Annotated in this window: 14 protein-coding genes; 11 read left to right on the top strand and 3 right to left on the bottom strand. The window is 63.4% G+C overall.

The features are described 5' to 3' along the window. The first annotated feature begins 657 nt into the window (after positions 1 to 657). The gene (locus tag ACIGJE_RS25290) at positions 658 to 1,710 is read left to right on the top strand and encodes a catalase family peroxidase (RefSeq protein ID WP_483678960.1); all 1,053 of its coding nucleotides are present in this window, start codon (positions 658 to 660) and stop codon (positions 1,708 to 1,710) included. Then, positions 1,707 to 2,246, top strand: a complete 540-nt coding sequence (locus ACIGJE_RS25285; protein WP_367625349.1) for a cytochrome b — start codon at positions 1,707 to 1,709, stop codon at positions 2,244 to 2,246. The genes ACIGJE_RS25290 and ACIGJE_RS25285 overlap by 4 nt, the downstream gene beginning before the upstream one ends. Before the next feature lie 51 nt (positions 2,247 to 2,297). Here ACIGJE_RS25285 and ACIGJE_RS25280 read toward each other — a convergent pair whose 3' ends face one another. From ACIGJE_RS25280 to ACIGJE_RS25270, 3 genes are all read right to left on the bottom strand, one after another. Further along, positions 2,298 to 3,581 (bottom strand): HlyC/CorC family transporter, encoded by a 1,284-nt coding sequence (locus tag ACIGJE_RS25280; RefSeq protein ID WP_311932979.1) that lies wholly within the window; start codon positions 3,579 to 3,581, stop codon positions 2,298 to 2,300. A gap of 125 nt (positions 3,582 to 3,706) precedes the next feature. After that, positions 3,707 to 4,840, bottom strand: a complete 1,134-nt coding sequence (gene aroB, locus ACIGJE_RS25275; RefSeq protein WP_415086579.1) for a 3-dehydroquinate synthase — start codon at positions 4,838 to 4,840, stop codon at positions 3,707 to 3,709. Beyond that, a complete protein-coding gene (locus ACIGJE_RS25270) occupies positions 4,837 to 5,454 on the bottom strand; it encodes a shikimate kinase (protein WP_311932983.1) in 618 nt (205 codons plus the stop codon). The genes aroB and ACIGJE_RS25270 overlap by 4 nt, the downstream gene beginning before the upstream one ends. A 133-nt stretch (positions 5,455 to 5,587) precedes the next feature. Here ACIGJE_RS25270 and ACIGJE_RS25265 point away from each other — a divergent pair, with 133 nt between their 5' ends. The 9 genes from ACIGJE_RS25265 to rfbA all read left to right on the top strand — a co-directional run bounded on the left by ACIGJE_RS25265 (position 5,588) and on the right by rfbA (position 14,891). After that, positions 5,588 to 5,752, top strand: coding sequence for a histidine kinase (locus ACIGJE_RS25265; protein ID WP_311932986.1), 165 nt, complete (start codon positions 5,588 to 5,590; stop codon positions 5,750 to 5,752). A gap of 121 nt (positions 5,753 to 5,873) precedes the next feature. After that, entirely contained in the window at positions 5,874 to 6,545 is a 672-nt protein-coding gene (locus ACIGJE_RS25260) for a methyltransferase family protein (RefSeq protein ID WP_415086581.1), read from the top strand. Positions 6,546 to 6,681: 136 nt separating this feature from the next. After that, on the top strand, positions 6,682 to 8,739 hold the full coding sequence (locus tag ACIGJE_RS25255; RefSeq protein WP_415086583.1) for an FUSC family protein: 2,058 nt from the start codon (positions 6,682 to 6,684) through the stop codon (positions 8,737 to 8,739). 77 nt (positions 8,740 to 8,816) lie between these two features. Further along, positions 8,817 to 9,512, top strand: a complete 696-nt coding sequence (locus tag ACIGJE_RS25250) for an acid phosphatase (protein WP_311932993.1) — start codon at positions 8,817 to 8,819, stop codon at positions 9,510 to 9,512. Positions 9,513 to 9,571: 59 nt separating this feature from the next. Beyond that, the gene (locus tag ACIGJE_RS25245; RefSeq protein ID WP_415086586.1) at positions 9,572 to 10,510 is read left to right on the top strand and encodes a site-specific tyrosine recombinase XerD; all 939 of its coding nucleotides are present in this window, start codon (positions 9,572 to 9,574) and stop codon (positions 10,508 to 10,510) included. Positions 10,511 to 11,352: 842 nt separating this feature from the next. Next, positions 11,353 to 11,934: a dTDP-4-dehydrorhamnose 3,5-epimerase gene (gene rfbC / locus ACIGJE_RS25240; protein WP_311933048.1), complete on the top strand. Its 582-nt coding sequence runs from the start codon at positions 11,353 to 11,355 to the stop codon at positions 11,932 to 11,934. Then, positions 11,934 to 12,986 carry a dTDP-glucose 4,6-dehydratase gene (gene rfbB, locus ACIGJE_RS25235; protein ID WP_311933049.1) on the top strand — a complete coding sequence of 351 codons (1,053 nt, stop codon included), beginning with the start codon at positions 11,934 to 11,936 and terminating at the stop codon, positions 12,984 to 12,986. The genes rfbC and rfbB overlap by 1 nt, the downstream gene beginning before the upstream one ends. A gap of 34 nt (positions 12,987 to 13,020) precedes the next feature. Further along, positions 13,021 to 13,956, top strand: a complete 936-nt coding sequence (gene rfbD, locus ACIGJE_RS25230) for a dTDP-4-dehydrorhamnose reductase (protein WP_415086591.1) — start codon at positions 13,021 to 13,023, stop codon at positions 13,954 to 13,956. Positions 13,957 to 14,009: 53 nt separating this feature from the next. Beyond that, positions 14,010 to 14,891, top strand: coding sequence for a glucose-1-phosphate thymidylyltransferase RfbA (gene rfbA / locus ACIGJE_RS25225; RefSeq protein ID WP_311932997.1), 882 nt, complete (start codon positions 14,010 to 14,012; stop codon positions 14,889 to 14,891). Positions 14,892 to 14,894: the final 3 nt, after the last annotated feature.

Here is a 14,894-nt window from a genome sequence, read left to right as displayed (position 1 = left end):
TTGGCCACCCCGGAGCGTGCGGCGTTCATGCCGAACGCTTGTCTGCTCCGGGTTCGTTGTTGCCAAGCCAATCCAACGGATTGGCTTGGAGCGTCTTTGCAATTCTTGGCGATTGCGCCAATTCGGAAGACGCTTTGACTGTTGAGCAACCAAATAGGGGAAATCGAGCCAAGTTTAAAGGGCGCACTCCGGTGTCGGCAACTGGCGTGTGACGTAGGGCACAAAGGGGAGGGGAAGAGGGAGGCGGACCCGCTTGATGTGGCCATGCGAGGCCGGGAAAGGAGAAATGTGCGGCCTCGGCATATCGGATCTCGGAAACAGATCGATAGCCTTCGGGATCCCCGCCGCACATATCCGCAAGCTTGATCGTTCACGCGAATTTCAGACGCACGGATGACCTCACTGCGTGTTTCCGGCGTGGAGGAATGCTATCAAGTCAACTCGATGTCGAAAGAAGGGCGCCAAGCGTGCGTCATCACTGACGTGCGTCACATGAATTTGCCGCCGTCGCCTGTGGCGCGGGATGCGACGAGTATTGGTCGCCATGTCTGCTTGACTTGCCTCCATCCTCGGATGAAGAATAAGAAATTCTTCGGCAATTGAGGAAGAAATTATCTTTTCTTTTTATCGTGTCGGAATTCGGCTTAAGGAGTTGTGATGTCATCAAGTCCGGCGTCCTCCTATTCTACCTGGTTATCTTTTGCGATTATTGGGGTGGTCGTCGCAGGTGGAGGCGCTGCTTTTGCCTACACTGCCGGGTGGCTTTCACCCCAGGCCCTCACCTCGCAGAAACTCGTCGATGCCCTGGCGCCCGCCACCGGGCCGGCGCTCGGCCACCGGCGCAATCATGCCAAGGGCATCTGTTTCACGGGGCAGTTCGAGGCGAATGGGTCAGGTGCCAGCCTGTCGAAGGCCAGCATGCTGGCGGCCGGCAGCTATGCGGTCGTCGGGCGCCTCAATCTCGGCACGCCGGACCCGAAGGCCAACGATGCCACGGTCCGGGTGAGGGGACTTGGCATCCAGATCACCGGAGCCGACGGCCAGCAATGGCGCAGCGCCATGATAGACCCGCCCTTCTTCCCGGTTTCCACGCCACAGGCGTTCTACGAGCTCCTCATCGCCTCGGCGAGCAAGGATCCGGAGGCGATGAAGCGTTTTGCCGGTGCCCATCCCGAAATCGCGGCGTTCGGCGGCTGGGCCAAGGCTACGCCATGGACGGCAAGCTATGCCGAGGACCGTTTCAACAGCCTGAACAGCTTCATCTTCACGAATGCAGCGGGCGCGGAGCAGGCGGTGCGCTGGTCATTGGTTCCCACGGTCGCCGCCAGTGCCCTTGCGCCGGACGATCTGGCCAAGCGCAACGCCGATTTCCTCGAGCAGGAAATCGCGGAACGGGTGAAGGCGGGACCCGTGCAATGGAAGATGGTCGTCACCCTGGCCAATCCGGGCGATCCCACCGCGGATCCGAGCAAGGCCTGGCCTGATGATCGAAAGACGGTGGAGGTGGGAACGCTATCCGCCACGCAGACCCTCGCCGAGGATCATGGGCCGTGCCGGGACATCAACTTCGATCCGACCGTGCTTCCCGACGGCATCCGCACCTCGGACGATCCATTCCCGGCCGCCCGTTCGGCGGCCTACGCCGTCTCGTTCGACCGGCGAACGGCCGAAGCCGGCAGCTATCCCACCCAGCAGGGAGCACAGCAATGACAGCGGCCAGCGGCTCCTTCTCGCTCCTGCAGCGACTGCTGCACTGGGTGATGGCGATCTGCATTCTCGCCATGCTGTTCATCGGCGTGGCGATGGTGCGGACGATCGGGCCGGACTATCTCTCCCTGATTTCAATTCACAAGAGCCTCGGCGTCGCCATTCTGGTGCTGGCGCTCCTCAGGCTGGCGGTCCGGCTGAGAAAAGGCGCGCCTGCCTTGCCCTATGATCTGCCGGCGCCCGTGAAGCTGGCGGCCTATCTGTCGCATCTGGCCTTCTATCTGCTGATGATCGGGATGCCGCTGATCGGATGGGCGATGATGTCCGCGGCGGGTTACCCGATCGTCCTGGCGGGCGGCCTGCGCCTGCCTGCGATCCTGCCGGCCAGCCGCGAAATGCATGCCCTGCTCTGGGATGCTCATTTCTATCTGGCAATGGCCTTCTTTGCGCTGGTCCTGGTTCACATCGCGGCAGCTCTCTTCCACCTGCTGGTAAGGCGGGATGAGGTCTTCAAGCAAATGACGGTTGGGACCGAGTAAGGCGTATGGATCAGGCTCAGTGACGAGGCGGATGCCTCTCGGGGGCCACTCTCACGCGTCCGGCGCCTCCGGCACGATCGGCGTGATCCTGAGCGAGGCGATGCGGTTCTTCTGCTTCCTCAGCACCTGGAAGCGGTAGCCGTGGAAGGTGAAGGTCTGGCCGGCCTCGGGGATGGTGCGGGCCTCGTGGATGACGAGGCCGGCAATGGTGGTGGCCTCTTCGTCCGGCAGGGTCCAGTCCATGGCGCGGTTGAGGTCGCGGATCGGCACCGAGCCGTCGACATTGACGGCGCCGTCCGCCTGTGGGCGCACGCCCGTCACCACCAGATCATGCTCGTCGGAGATGTCGCCGACGATTTCCTCGATGATGTCCTCCAGCGTGACGATGCCGAGCACCGAGCCATATTCGTCGACCACGAAGGCAAAATGCTGCTTGCGGCGGCGGAAGGAGCGCAGCTGGTCGACCAGCGAGGTGGTGTCGGGCACAAACCAGGCCGGCAGGGCAATCTCCTCGATGTCGAGCTTGAGGGGATCGTTGCCGGCGGCGTCGAGGGCACGCAGGAGGTCCTTGGCATGCAGCACGCCGATGATGTTCTCGGGGCTCTCCTTCCATACCGGGATGCGGGTATAGGGTGCGGCGAGCACGCTCTGCACGATCTGGGCCGGCCCCTCTTCGAGGTCGACGGAGAACATCTTGGTGCGGTGGACCATGACGTCGTCGACGGTGAGCTCCTGCAAATCGAGCAGGCCGCCGAACATGTCGCGGTCGGTCTTCTCCACCGAGCCTTCCTTGTGCAGGAGGTCGACGGTGCCGCGCAATTCGTCGGTGGCCGAGAGCAAGGAGGGGTGCTTGCCGACTTCCAGGCCGACGAGGCGTAGGATGGCGCGCACCAGCCAGCCGAGCAGGCCCGTCACCGGCGAGAAGATCAGCACCACCAGCCGGACCGGCCAACCGACCGCCAGGGAGAAGCTCTCGGGATAGTTGATGGCGATGGTCTTGGGCAGGATCTCGACGAAGATGATGGTCAGGACCGAGATGACGATGGTGGCGTAGAAGATGCCGACATCGCCGAAAATGTCGAGCAGGATGCCAGTCGTCAAAGCCGCCGCGGCGGTGTTGACGATGCTGGTGCCGACCAGGAGCGAGCCGATCATCGCCTCGCGGATGTCGAGCAGCTTGTTGACGATCTTGGCGCGCTGGCTGCCATTCTTCTCCAGCGACAGCAGCCTGGCCCGCGAGGCGGCGGTGAGCGCGGTTTCCGAGCCCGCGAAGAAAAAGCCCGCCAGCAGGAGCAGGAAGACGATGAAGAGCGAGTACCAGGCCTCGGGATGCATGGGTTACTTCCGGCTCGGCCCAAGGAAAGAGATCGTCATGGCGGGCGCAGCGAAGCAATCCGGATCTTCATGGCGGGCCAAATCCGGATTGCTTCGCTGCGCTCGCAATGACGGTTCAGACATCATCACGCTCCCAGCTTGCCGGCGTCGGCGAGCTTCTCTTCCAGGAAGCCCGTCACGGCACTGGGGTCGACGTCGTTGGCGATGAAGCTTTCGCCGATGCCGCGGGTGAGAATGAAGGTGAGCTTGCCTCGCTTGACCTTCTTGTCCTGCAGGATCGCGTTCATCAACTCGCCCGCCGTGCCGGCGCCGCCCGGCACTTGGTCGATGCGGGTGGGCAGGCCGGCTGTGGCAAGATGGGCGGCGACGCGCGAGGGCGTTTCCTGCGAGCACAGGCCGAGCCGGGCCGAGAATTCATGGGCCAGAACCATGCCGATCGAAACGCCTTCGCCATGCACCAGGCGGGCGGAATTGTAGCCGGTGACCGCTTCCAGCGCATGGCCGAAGGTGTGGCCGAGATTGAGCAGGGCCCGCTCGCCGGTCTCCGTCTCGTCGCGGGCGACGATGCCGGCCTTGGAGCGGCAGGAGGTGGCGATGGCCTCGACGCGCGCCGGCCCGCCGGCCATCACGTCCTGCCAGTTGTTTTCCAGCCAGTGGAAGAAGGGGGCGTCGTTGATCAGGCCATATTTGGCGACCTCGGCATAGCCGGCGCGGAATTCGCGTCTGGAGAGGGTGTCGAGCACCTGCGTATCGGCCAGCACCAGGCTGGGTTGATGGAAGGCGCCGACCAGGTTCTTGCCGTGGCGGGAATTGATGCCGGTCTTGCCGCCGACCGAAGAATCGACCTGCGCCAGCAGGCTGGTGGGGATCTGCACGAAGCGCATGCCGCGCCGGACGGCGGCGGCCGCAAAGCCGGCCAGGTCCCCGATCACGCCGCCGCCAAAGGCGACGACGAGATCGCCACGCTCGACGCGGGTGGCGATCAGGCCTTCGCAGACCTCGGCGAAGGTGGCGAAGCTCTTGGACGCCTCGCCGGGCGCGACCGTGATGGTCTGGTGCTCGAGCCCGGCCGCATCCAGGCTCGCCGTCAATGTCGCCAGGTGCAGGGCCGCGACATTGGCGTCGGTGACGATGGCGAGGCGCGCTTTGGGCACGAGGGCGGAAATGCGTTGGCCAGCCTCGGCGAGGAGGCCCGGGCCGATGGCGATCTCGTAGGAGCGCGCGCCCAGCGCGACGGGAACGACGATGGGCTGGCTCATGCCGGTTTGTCCGATCTTTCTGTCGATAGATGATGTTCGAGGGCGGTGACGACGTCCTCGAGCACTGTCTCCTGGGCGACGTCGCGCGACAGCACGGTGACATCGGCGCCGGCATAGATGGGATAGCGGACTTCGATCAGCTTGCGCAGCGTGCCTTCCGGATCGGGTGTCTGCAGGAGCGGGCGGGTCGGCTTGCGGCGAACGCGGCGCATCAGCACGTCGAGTTCCGCCTTCAGCCAGATCGAGATACCGCAGCGGGCGATGAGGGTGCGGGTCTCCTCGTTCATATAGGCGCCGCCCCCGGTCGCCAGCACGATCGGCTTGTCGCAGGCAAGCAGCCTTGCGATGACGCGGCGTTCCTTGTCGCGGAAGAAGGCTTCCCCATCCGAGGCGAAGATTTCCGAAATGGTCTTCTGGGCGGCTTCCTCGATCTCGGTATCGGCGTCGCGGAATTCGAGGCCGAGCCGGCCCGCCAGGCGCCGGCCGACGGCGCTCTTGCCCGCACCCATCATGCCCACCAGCACGACCGACCGCCCCGCGAGGGCTTCCGCCATTTTCTTCTCGCGCTCGGCCGGGACAGGGGGTGTCGCAAAGCCGCTCATATCGTCCTGCATCAACAAGTCCATCGTTCTAATGAACCGGAGAGGGGCCTCGATGCAAGAGCCTCACGGGTAAGCGGAGGGCACAACGCCATGGTGCTGCCCTCAATCGCGCACTATCCTGGCACCGTTGCGTTTCAGGATCCTCATGCCCAGCCTCTTCCGTTTCCTTGTCATTCTCCTGCTGCTGGGCCTGGCCGGGTTCGGCCTCGTCTATGCCCTGGGCACATTCGTGAAGCCGGCGACGCGGCCGATGAGCCAGGATATTCCGCTCAGGAACCTGGAGCCGCCGAAGGAGCCGGCCAAGCCCTAGCCTGCTCGCATGCTGGCGGTTTCGGGGCGGGAGCGGCCCTGTTTCCCGTTGGGTGTTCCGAGAACTGCATTTTCGCCCAATACCTGCGGGATGATGCCGTTGCCGCATGGGGACAATGGCCATGATCGTCAAACTGGTCCTGCAAAACCTGGTGTTCGTCGGCATCATGGGCCTGGTGCTGTTCCTCTCCGCGGGCACTCTGGCTTGGACCGCGGCCTGGTTTTACCTGGTTGTTTCCCTGATTGTCGGCCTTGCCGCCGGCTTGTGGCTTGCCTGGACCGATCCGGGCCTGCTGGCCGAACGCATGAGGCTGAAAGCTCCCGAGCAACCCAGCGCGGACAAATGGTTCATGCTGGTCTTCCTCGTGGTCGCCGTGGTCTGGTTCGTGGTGATCGGGCTCGAACGGCGCCTACGGGCCCCCACCATGCCCCTCCCGCTCGAGGCCGTCGGGCTCGTGCTCTATCTGGCTTCCACGCTCTTCGTCATGTGGGTGTTTCGCGAAAACTCCTTCGCCGCGCCAGTGGTCAAGGTGCAGGCCGAGCGTCACCATCATGTGGTCTCGACGGGCCCCTATGCCTTTGTCCGCCATCCCATGTATGCCGGCGTCATGCTCTATTTCATCGGCACGCCGCTGTTGATCGGCTCCTGGTGGGGGCTTGCGATGATGCCGGTGTTCTTCCTGGCGTTCGCGCTCCGCTCGCGCATCGAGGAACGCACCCTGATGACAGGCCTGCCAGGCTATGCCGATTACGCCCGGAGCGTGCGCTATCGCATGCTGCCCGGGATCTGGTGAGGCCGGAACAGGTTCGGAAACGATCGTTTCCTATTCTCATGACAGCAGCTTGCGCCTCGCAGCGGCAGCATGCTCTTCATCATCGCGCGCCATGATCGGGTACCAAATCAGCGACAAACCCTGTATGGCCGGTGTGATGCCTCGCTCGAATTTCCTGCCTGCCCGTCCATCGCTCAGCCTGCCGCATCTGGCCATGCCGCCGCGGGCCGACTGGATCTTCGCATTCCGCACCACCGCAGTCGGGCTCGTTGCCCTGGCGATCGCCTATGCGCTCGGGCTTGAACAGCCCCAATGGGCGATGATGACCGTCTATATCGTCAGCCAGCCCGTCGCCGGCATGGTGCTCGCCAAGGGGCTGTTCCGGCTGGCCGGCACGCTGATCGGCGCCCTTGCCTCGGTGGCGATGGTCAAGCTCACGGGCAGCGAGCACCTGTTCTTCCTGGGGCTGCTGGCCGCCTGGATCGGCCTGTGCACCTTCGTGGCCTCGACCCTGCGCAACCCCGAAGCCTATGGGGCGGTACTGGCCGGCTATACGGCCGCCATCATCGGCCTGCCGGCTTTCGACAATCCTCATCTCGTCAACGAACTGGCGGTGGCGCGCTGCATCGAAATCATGCTCGGCATCGTCTGCGCCGGCCTGGCCAGCCGCTTCCTGCTGCCGCAACTCGCGCGCGACGTACTGGTGGAACGGGCCGGCGCCAGCCTCAGGGACATTGCCCGCTATGGGGCCGGTGCGATCGGCGGCACGGCGAAGGCCGAGCTCGACACGCGCTACCAGCGCCTGATCGTCGATATCGAGGCGCTGGCAGGCATGCGCGCCTATGCCCGCCTGGAAGCGCCCAGCCTGGTCACGCATGGGCGCATGGCACGGCACACGATCGGCCACATGCTCTCGGCCATCTCGGCCGTGCACACGCTGCTTGCCCATGCCAGCGCGCCCGATTCGAGCTGGCGCCCGCTGCTCAACCGCATCAGGACCATGCTGGACGGCATCGCCCAGGGCGACTGGCTCACCCAGGATGTCCGCCCCTGGCTGAGGCAGATCGAGGAATTCTGCCGTGAGTCCGAGGCGATGCGTGGCGCACCGCTGCAGCCGCACGAGGACCGCGCCGCGGCGGCGGCTCGCATCACTTTGCTGATCGAGTTCCTTACCGCCATCCGCCAGGTGCTGGAGGGACTGGCCGCCCTGCGGCTGCGGGCGCCCGACCCACCCGGCCAATGGAAGCTGCCGGCCCTCACCATCGATCGCGACTATGAGGTGGCGGCCGTCAACGCCATCAGGGCGGCGATCGCCACCACCATCGTCACCGCCTATTGGATCGCCACGCGCTGGGCCGACCTCGCCGGCGCGGCGGTGATGGTGGCGGTGATGTCGAGCCTGTTCGCCACCATGCCCAATCCGCTGCGGTCGGCCTGGGACTTCCTCAAGGGCACGGCCTATTCGGTGCCGTTCGCCTTCCTGGTCGGCCAGCTCATGCTGCCCCACCTGCCGGGGCTCCCCTGGCTGCTGGCGCTGATCGGGCTGGTGCTGCTGCCGGCGGCGCTGGGCATGGCCAATCCGCGCTTCACGCCGATCGCCACGGCCTTCGCCATCAACTTCCTGCTCTTTCTCAACCCGCGCCAGCCCATGGTGGCCGAGCCCTGGTTGTTCATGAATGCGGCGATCGCGGTGCTTGGCGGTGGGTTGCTCAGCCTTGCCGTGTTCGCCGTGGTGCTGCCCCGCCGGCCGCAAAGCGTGGTCGAGCGCGTGGTCGAGGCTTTCCGGGCCGATCTTACCCGGCTTTGCCTGCATGAGCGCCTGCCCAAGCCTTCGGCTTTCGAGAGCCTTGCCTATGATCGCATCAACCAGCTGATGGCACCGCTGGAGCGCGTGGGCAGCAAGGGCCAATATGTGCTGGACGGGAGCCTGGCCGCGGTGACCATGGGGCTGGAGATCCTGCGCCTGCGCCGCTTCCTGCGCGAAGGCCTGATCGAGCCCGACCATGCCGCCGCCGTCTCGGAGATGCTGGTGCGTGTCGCCGGTCTCCTCGCCATCCGCATTCCGCATGCCAAGCTGTTGCGCGACATGATCGTATCCCTGAGGGGATTGGCGGCCGAGATCGTCAAGGAAACCAGTCCCAACGCGCATCTGCAGGCGGCTGCTTCGCTCAGGGTGATCGCCTTGGCCCTGGAGGATCATCCGCTTTATTTCTGAGCTGCGGCCCGGCAACGTCACGGCGTTGTCATCGACCACTGCCAATCGGACGGCGCCCCCACCCACAGGAGCGCCCCATGCGCACGATTCTCGCCGCTGCCGCCTTGCTGGCTCTTGCTGCCTTCGCCCCCGCGAAGGCCGAGGATGCCAAGCCCTTCACCGATGCGAAGATCATCGATCTCGTCACCATCCTGCCGCCGCCGCCGGCCAAGGACTCCGACAAGACCAAGGCCGAACTAGCCGAGATCCTCACCCTTCAGGTCGAGCGTACGCCGGAGATGGTCGCCCATGCCAAGGCCGACGACGAGGAGACGGTCTGGCGCTTCGCCGGCGAGCTGTTCGGTCCCAAATTCGACAAGGACAAGCTACCCAAATTCTCGGCTTTCTTCGACCGTGTGGTCGAGACGGAGGCGGCTGTCGTCGATCCTGCCAAGAAGATCCTCAACCGGCCGCGCCCGCATATGGTGAGCGATATCGTCAAGCCGGTGGTGAAGCTGTCGAACTCGGGCGCCTATCCCTCCGGCCATACCACGCTGGGCACCTTGATGGGGATCGTCCTCGCCGACATGGTGCCGGAGAAGCGCGCCGAGATCATGGCGCGGGCCTGGGACTATGGCCATAGCCGTCTGGTCGCCGGCATCCACTATCCTTCCGACATCGAGATGGGCCGCATCTCCGGTTCGGTGATCGCCGCAACCATCTTGCGCCAGGATGATTTCAAGGCAGAGTTCGCTCCGGCCAAGACGGAGCTGCGCGCGGCGCTCGGCTATTGAGCGGGTGCCATACGGCGCGGTTTTCCGGCTGTTAACCTCGGTGGGCTTAGGCTGGTGCCATGTCCAAGCCCGCCAGCGACGCTCGCCTGATCAATGCCTTTCTCGACATGGTGTCCGCCGAGCGCGGTGGCGCCGACAACACGCTGCAGGCCTATCGCCGCGATCTCACCGACTATAGTGATTTTCTGAAGGGGCGGGGCGCCGCGATCGCCACGGCGGGCGCCGATGAGGCGCGGGCGCATCTCGCCGCCCTCAGTGATCTCGGCTTCAAGGCGACCACGCTGGCGCGCCATCTGTCGGCGATCCGGCAGTTGCACAAATTCCTCTATGCCGAAGGCTTCCGTACCGATGACCCGACCGGTGTGCTCGACGGGCCGAAGCGTGGGCGTGCCCTTCCCAAGGTACTGGATGTGGCCGAGGTCGATCGCATGCTGGCGGCGGCGGCCGAGGGGATCGAGGATGCTGCCCGTCCATTGTCGGAGCGTCTGAGGGCGGCGCGGATGAGCGCCTTGCTCGAGACGCTTTATGCCTCGGGGCTGCGTGTCTCGGAACTCGTCAGTCTCAAGCGCACCGCGGCGCGGCCCGGGCTCGCCATGCTGAATGTGGTCGGCAAAGGCGCCAAGGAAAGGTTGGTGCCGCTCACCGAAGCGGCCCAGCGAGCCATGCAGGCCTATCTCGGCCTGCTCGCGCAGGCGGGCAGGGAAGGAACTTCGCCCTGGCTGTTCCCGTCCTTCGGCGAGAGCGGCCATCTCACGCGCCAGCATTTCGCGCGGGAACTGAAGATGCTGGCGGCGAGCGTCGGTATTCGTGCCGACCGCATCAGCCCGCACGTGCTGCGTCATGCCTTTGCCAGTCATCTCCTGCAGAACGGCGCGGATCTGCGTTCCGTGCAGATGATGCTCGGCCATGCCGACATCGCGACGACGCAGATCTACACGCATGTGCTGGACGAGCGCGTGAAGTCGATGGTGCGCGATCTGCATCCCCTTGCGGATTGAGACTGCGGCCGGGGGCATTGCGCGTCACCATGGCACCGCCATCCGCGCGGCCGGCCTTGCTGCCTGGTTTCCCGCCCTGCCCCTGATCTTTCGAGCCAGGCGGTAGTATCGGGGCAGCCCACTCGTCGTATGCCGTTGTTTCGCATGCCATTGTTCTTGCGTCTGTGTCCGGAAAGTACTCGGGGGCTGCCAGCCGGAATGCACAACCGATACTACTTCAATTGTTTTGAGCGGGTGGTGGCGCATCTGATTGCGATCAGGTAAACCTTTCAAGTGAAATGAGCGCACCCAAAACACCCGGATAAATCAATAAACTTAAGCAAATGGTGAAATTTTATTATGAAATTTCGAGCATAGTGACAAATTTAAATTATATGATCTGTTGTCATAGAAGAGCTAATTCGATTGATGTTGTCATATCCGCTTAAATATTATTATAATTTAGATTAAATTTATTTTCAGACTTCATCCGATATTTTGAAATGAACCCCTATTTGGAGTATTATTCCCTGGCGTAAATGAACTTACTTGTACGACTTATGTAGTGAAGCGAGTGAGTTGTCCGCAAACTTTCGGGATTTTTGCGGTGTAATTGTATTTTATGTCTGTATATTTTGTATTTGAAAGCAGTATTTTACCTCCCAAAAACTTCTATTTTATGTGTTATATACTAAAATTTAATGACAGTTTTACTTGATTTGAATTCTTGTCGTTTGATTCATGACGTAGATTAATGTAAATCGATTTTTATACTATATTGTTCATTTTGGCTTAAAATATAGACTTGACATGAATGTCTTGCATCAAATACATCATTTAAAGTTCTGGTGAGTGCTAGTATGATGATTGTCGAGCGCCTGGCCATCCCTGAAGTCGTGCGAGTTCGCCCTCGACGTTTTGGTGATGCCCGCGGCTACTTCTCGGAAGTGTTCAGTGCGCGCGGGTTTTGCCAGCAGGTTGCCGAAGTAGAATTCGTTCAGGACAACGAGGCCTTGTCCGGCGCCGCGGGTACGCTGCGAGGCTTGCATTTTCAGCGTTCGCCGATGGCGCAGGGCAAGCTGATTCGTGTCATCCGCGGTGCGATACTCGACGTGGCGGTCGATATCCGCCAGGGCTCGCCGACCTTCGGCAGATATGTCTCGGCCCGCCTGGACGGGGTCGATGGCGACCAGCTGTGGGTGCCTGTCGGCTTCGCCCATGGCTATTGCACGTTGGAGCCGGACACGCTGGTTGCCTACAAGGTCACCAATTACTACAGCCCCGACGACGATGGCGGCATTCTGTGGAATGATCCTGCGATCGGCATCGAATGGCCCGTGCTGCCACAGGGCCCCGTGCTTTCGGCCAAGGACCAGGGGTTGCCGCTCCTGAAAGACTTGCCGGCTCAATTTCATTACAACTCCGAACAGGAAGGTGTCGCATGATGCGTGTTCTGGTGACAGGCGGTGCAGGCTTCATCGGTTCGGCCGTGGTGCGCCTGCTGGTGGGGGAGGGGGACGTCGAGGTGCTCAACTTCGACAAGCTCACCTATGCGGGCAATCCTCATTCTCTGCGCTCGATAGCTGGCTCACGAAATTATCGCTTCATGCGCGGCGACATCACCGACAGGCTGAAGCTGGATGCCGTCATGGCATCTTTTCGCCCGAACGCGGTGATGCATCTGGCCGCCGAAAGCCATGTCGACCGCTCGATCGCCGGAGCCGATGACTTCATCCAGACCAATATCGTGGGGACCTACACCCTGCTGGAAGCGTCGCGCGCCTATTGGCGTACGCTTTCGGGCCGGGAGCGTGACGCGTTCCGTTTCCTGCATGTCTCCACGGACGAGGTCTATGGTTCGCTCGGCAGCGACGGCCTCTTCACCGAGACCACGCGCTATGATCCGAGCTCGCCTTATTCGGCCAGCAAGGCGGCGTCCGACCATCTTGCCCGAGCCTGGATGCGCACCTATGGCCTGCCGGTGCTGATCTCCAACTGCTCGAACAATTACGGCCCGTATCATTTTCCAGAAAAGCTCATCCCGCTCGTCATCCTCAACGCATTGGAGGGACGCACATTGCCGGTCTATGGCGATGGCAGCAATGTGCGTGACTGGCTTTTCGTCGAGGACCACGCCCGTGCCCTGTGGACGATCGTGCGGACGGGCCGGCCGGGAGAGACCTATAATGTCGGTGGGCGCAGCGAGCGCAGCAATCTGAGCGTGGTCGAGACCATTTGCGACGTCCTGGACGGGCTCGTCGCCGGTTCGCGTCCGCGGCGGGATTTGATCGCCTTCGTGCCGGACCGCCCCGGCCATGACCAGCGCTATGCCATCGATGCCGGCAAACTCGAGGCGGATCTGGGCTGGCGCGCCCTCGAGACCTTCGAATCCGGCATCCGGCATACGGTGCAGTGGTATCTCGACAATGATTGGTGGTGGCGCCCGATCCGCTCGGGGGTCTATGCCGGCGAACGGCTGGGGCTCGTCAGCGCCTGAGCCTGCCGGCAGTCCGGATCCAGGAGGTTTCGTGATGCGTATTGTGGTGACGGGCAGGGAAGGGCAGCTGGCTCGCTCTCTGCAGGCCGTTGGCGCATCCTCTGGCGTGGATATCGTCTGTCTCGGCCGGCCCGGGCTCGATCTGGCCGCGCCGGCGAGCATTCCTGAGGCGCTCCTCGCATCCGGGGCGGATGCGGTCATCAATGCCGCCGCCTATACGGCGGTCGACCGGGCCGAGAGCGAACCGGAGAAGGCCCATGCGGTCAACGCCGTCGGCGCAGGGCTCGTCGCGGAGGCCGCGCAACGGCTCGGCGTGCCGATCGTGCATGTCTCGACCGACTATGTCTTCGACGGCGCCGCAGGCCATCCCTATCGCGAGGAGGATCGGGTCTGTCCACTCGGCGCCTATGGTGCATCCAAGCATGAAGGCGAGCTGCGCGTCGCCGCCGCCAATCCGCGCCACGTGATCTGCCGCACCTCGTGGGTCTACTCGCCCCATGGCCAGAATTTCGTGAAGACCATGCTGCGGCTCGCCGGCGAGCGCGACGAGGTCGGCGTCGTCTCCGACCAGTTCGGCTGCCCGACCTATGCCCTCGATCTTGCCGAGACGCTGTTGCGGATCGCCCGGAAGGTCGTCGAGGAGAAGGCGGCGGCCTCACCCTTGTTCGGCGTGTTTCATGTCGCCGGTAGCGGTGAGGCGAGCTGGGCCGATCTCGCCGAGGCGGTGTTTGCGGCATCGGCATCGTCGGGTGGCCCCTCGGCCCGCGTCAGGCACATCGAGACCAAGGACTATCCCACGCCGGCCCGCCGCCCTGCCGATTCAAGGCTGGACACGGCCAGGCTGCAGCAGCGTTACGGCATCGCCTTGCCAGATTGGCACGCCTCGGTCGGCGACTGCGTATCGCGCCTGCAGGCGGGGCGTGCCGGCGCAGGCTCACCCTCTCCCGTTTCTCCTCTTGCTTCGTCCTAACGGCCTTCGCAATCGGCCGCCCGTGGTGTTTTTGATCAAGGAAGTTATTGAGAATGCGCGGTATCATACTGGCCGGCGGCAGTGGCACCCGGCTCTATCCGATGACCAGCATCACCTCCAAGCAGTTGCTGCCGATCTACGACAAGCCGATGATCTATTACCCGCTCAGCACCTTCATGCAGGCGGGTATTCGCGAAATCCTGCTGATTTCCACCCCGCATGACCTGCCGCTGTTCCGCAAGATGCTCGGCGATGGTTCGCAATGGGGCCTGAAGCTGAGCTATGCCGAGCAGCCGCGCCCGGACGGCCTGGCCCAGGCCTTCGTGATCGGGGCCGACTTCGTGGCGGGCGAGCCTTCGGCGCTCATCCTGGGCGACAATCTGTTTTATGGGGCCGGCCTGCCCGGCCTGATGCGCTCTGCCGTCTCCCGCCGCGAGGGGGCCACCGTGTTCGCCTATCACGTCACCGATCCCGAGCGCTATGGCGTGGTCGGCTTCGACGAAAAGGCGGTGGCGACCTCGATCGAGGAGAAGCCCAGGCAGCCCAAATCCAACTGGGCGGTGACGGGGCTGTATTTCTACGATGCCGAGGTGGTCGACATCGCCCGGACCATCAAGCCCTCGGCGCGCGGCGAGTATGAGATCACCGACGTCAACCGCATCTATATGGAGCGAGGCAGCCTGCATGTGGAGCGCATGCGGCGGGGCTATGCCTGGCTCGACACCGGCACGCCCGACAGCCTGCTGCAGGCCGCCGAGTTCGTGCGCGTGCTCGAGCACCGGCAGGGCGTGCGCCTGGCCTGCCCGGAGGAGATCGCCTTTTCCAGCGGCTGGATCGATGCCGATCAACTGCGCCACCTCGCCAAGAAGGTCGAGAACAGCAGCTACGGCAAATATCTCCTGCGGGTGCTGGAGGAAGAGTCGCTCCTGTGGTGAGGC

Source organism: Labrys sp. E2SS-1L (genome assembly GCF_057073705.1).
This window is presented reverse-complemented; position numbering and strand designations above follow the sequence as displayed.

Bases quoted from the DNA above. Each gene is read 5' to 3' on its own strand.
- ACIGJE_RS25290 (WP_483678960.1), top strand. From the start codon at position 658: ATGTCATCAAGTCCGGCGTCCTCCTATTCTACCTGGTTATCTTTTGCG.
- ACIGJE_RS25285 (WP_367625349.1), top strand. From the start codon at position 1,707: ATGACAGCGGCCAGCGGCTCCTTCTCGCTCCTGCAGCGACTGCTGCAC.
- ACIGJE_RS25280 (WP_311932979.1), bottom strand. From the start codon at position 3,581: ATGCATCCCGAGGCCTGGTACTCGCTCTTCATCGTCTTCCTGCTCCTG.
- aroB (WP_415086579.1), bottom strand. From the start codon at position 4,840: ATGAGCCAGCCCATCGTCGTTCCCGTCGCGCTGGGCGCGCGCTCCTAC.
- ACIGJE_RS25270 (WP_311932983.1), bottom strand. From the start codon at position 5,454: ATGCAGGACGATATGAGCGGCTTTGCGACACCCCCTGTCCCGGCCGAG.
- ACIGJE_RS25265 (WP_311932986.1), top strand. From the start codon at position 5,588: ATGCCCAGCCTCTTCCGTTTCCTTGTCATTCTCCTGCTGCTGGGCCTG.
- ACIGJE_RS25260 (WP_415086581.1), top strand. From the start codon at position 5,874: ATGATCGTCAAACTGGTCCTGCAAAACCTGGTGTTCGTCGGCATCATG.
- ACIGJE_RS25255 (WP_415086583.1), top strand. From the start codon at position 6,682: ATGCCTCGCTCGAATTTCCTGCCTGCCCGTCCATCGCTCAGCCTGCCG.
- ACIGJE_RS25250 (WP_311932993.1), top strand. From the start codon at position 8,817: ATGCGCACGATTCTCGCCGCTGCCGCCTTGCTGGCTCTTGCTGCCTTC.
- ACIGJE_RS25245 (WP_415086586.1), top strand. From the start codon at position 9,572: ATGTCCAAGCCCGCCAGCGACGCTCGCCTGATCAATGCCTTTCTCGAC.
- rfbC (WP_311933048.1), top strand. From the start codon at position 11,353: ATGATTGTCGAGCGCCTGGCCATCCCTGAAGTCGTGCGAGTTCGCCCT.
- rfbB (WP_311933049.1), top strand. From the start codon at position 11,934: ATGCGTGTTCTGGTGACAGGCGGTGCAGGCTTCATCGGTTCGGCCGTG.
- rfbD (WP_415086591.1), top strand. From the start codon at position 13,021: ATGCGTATTGTGGTGACGGGCAGGGAAGGGCAGCTGGCTCGCTCTCTG.
- rfbA (WP_311932997.1), top strand. From the start codon at position 14,010: ATGCGCGGTATCATACTGGCCGGCGGCAGTGGCACCCGGCTCTATCCG.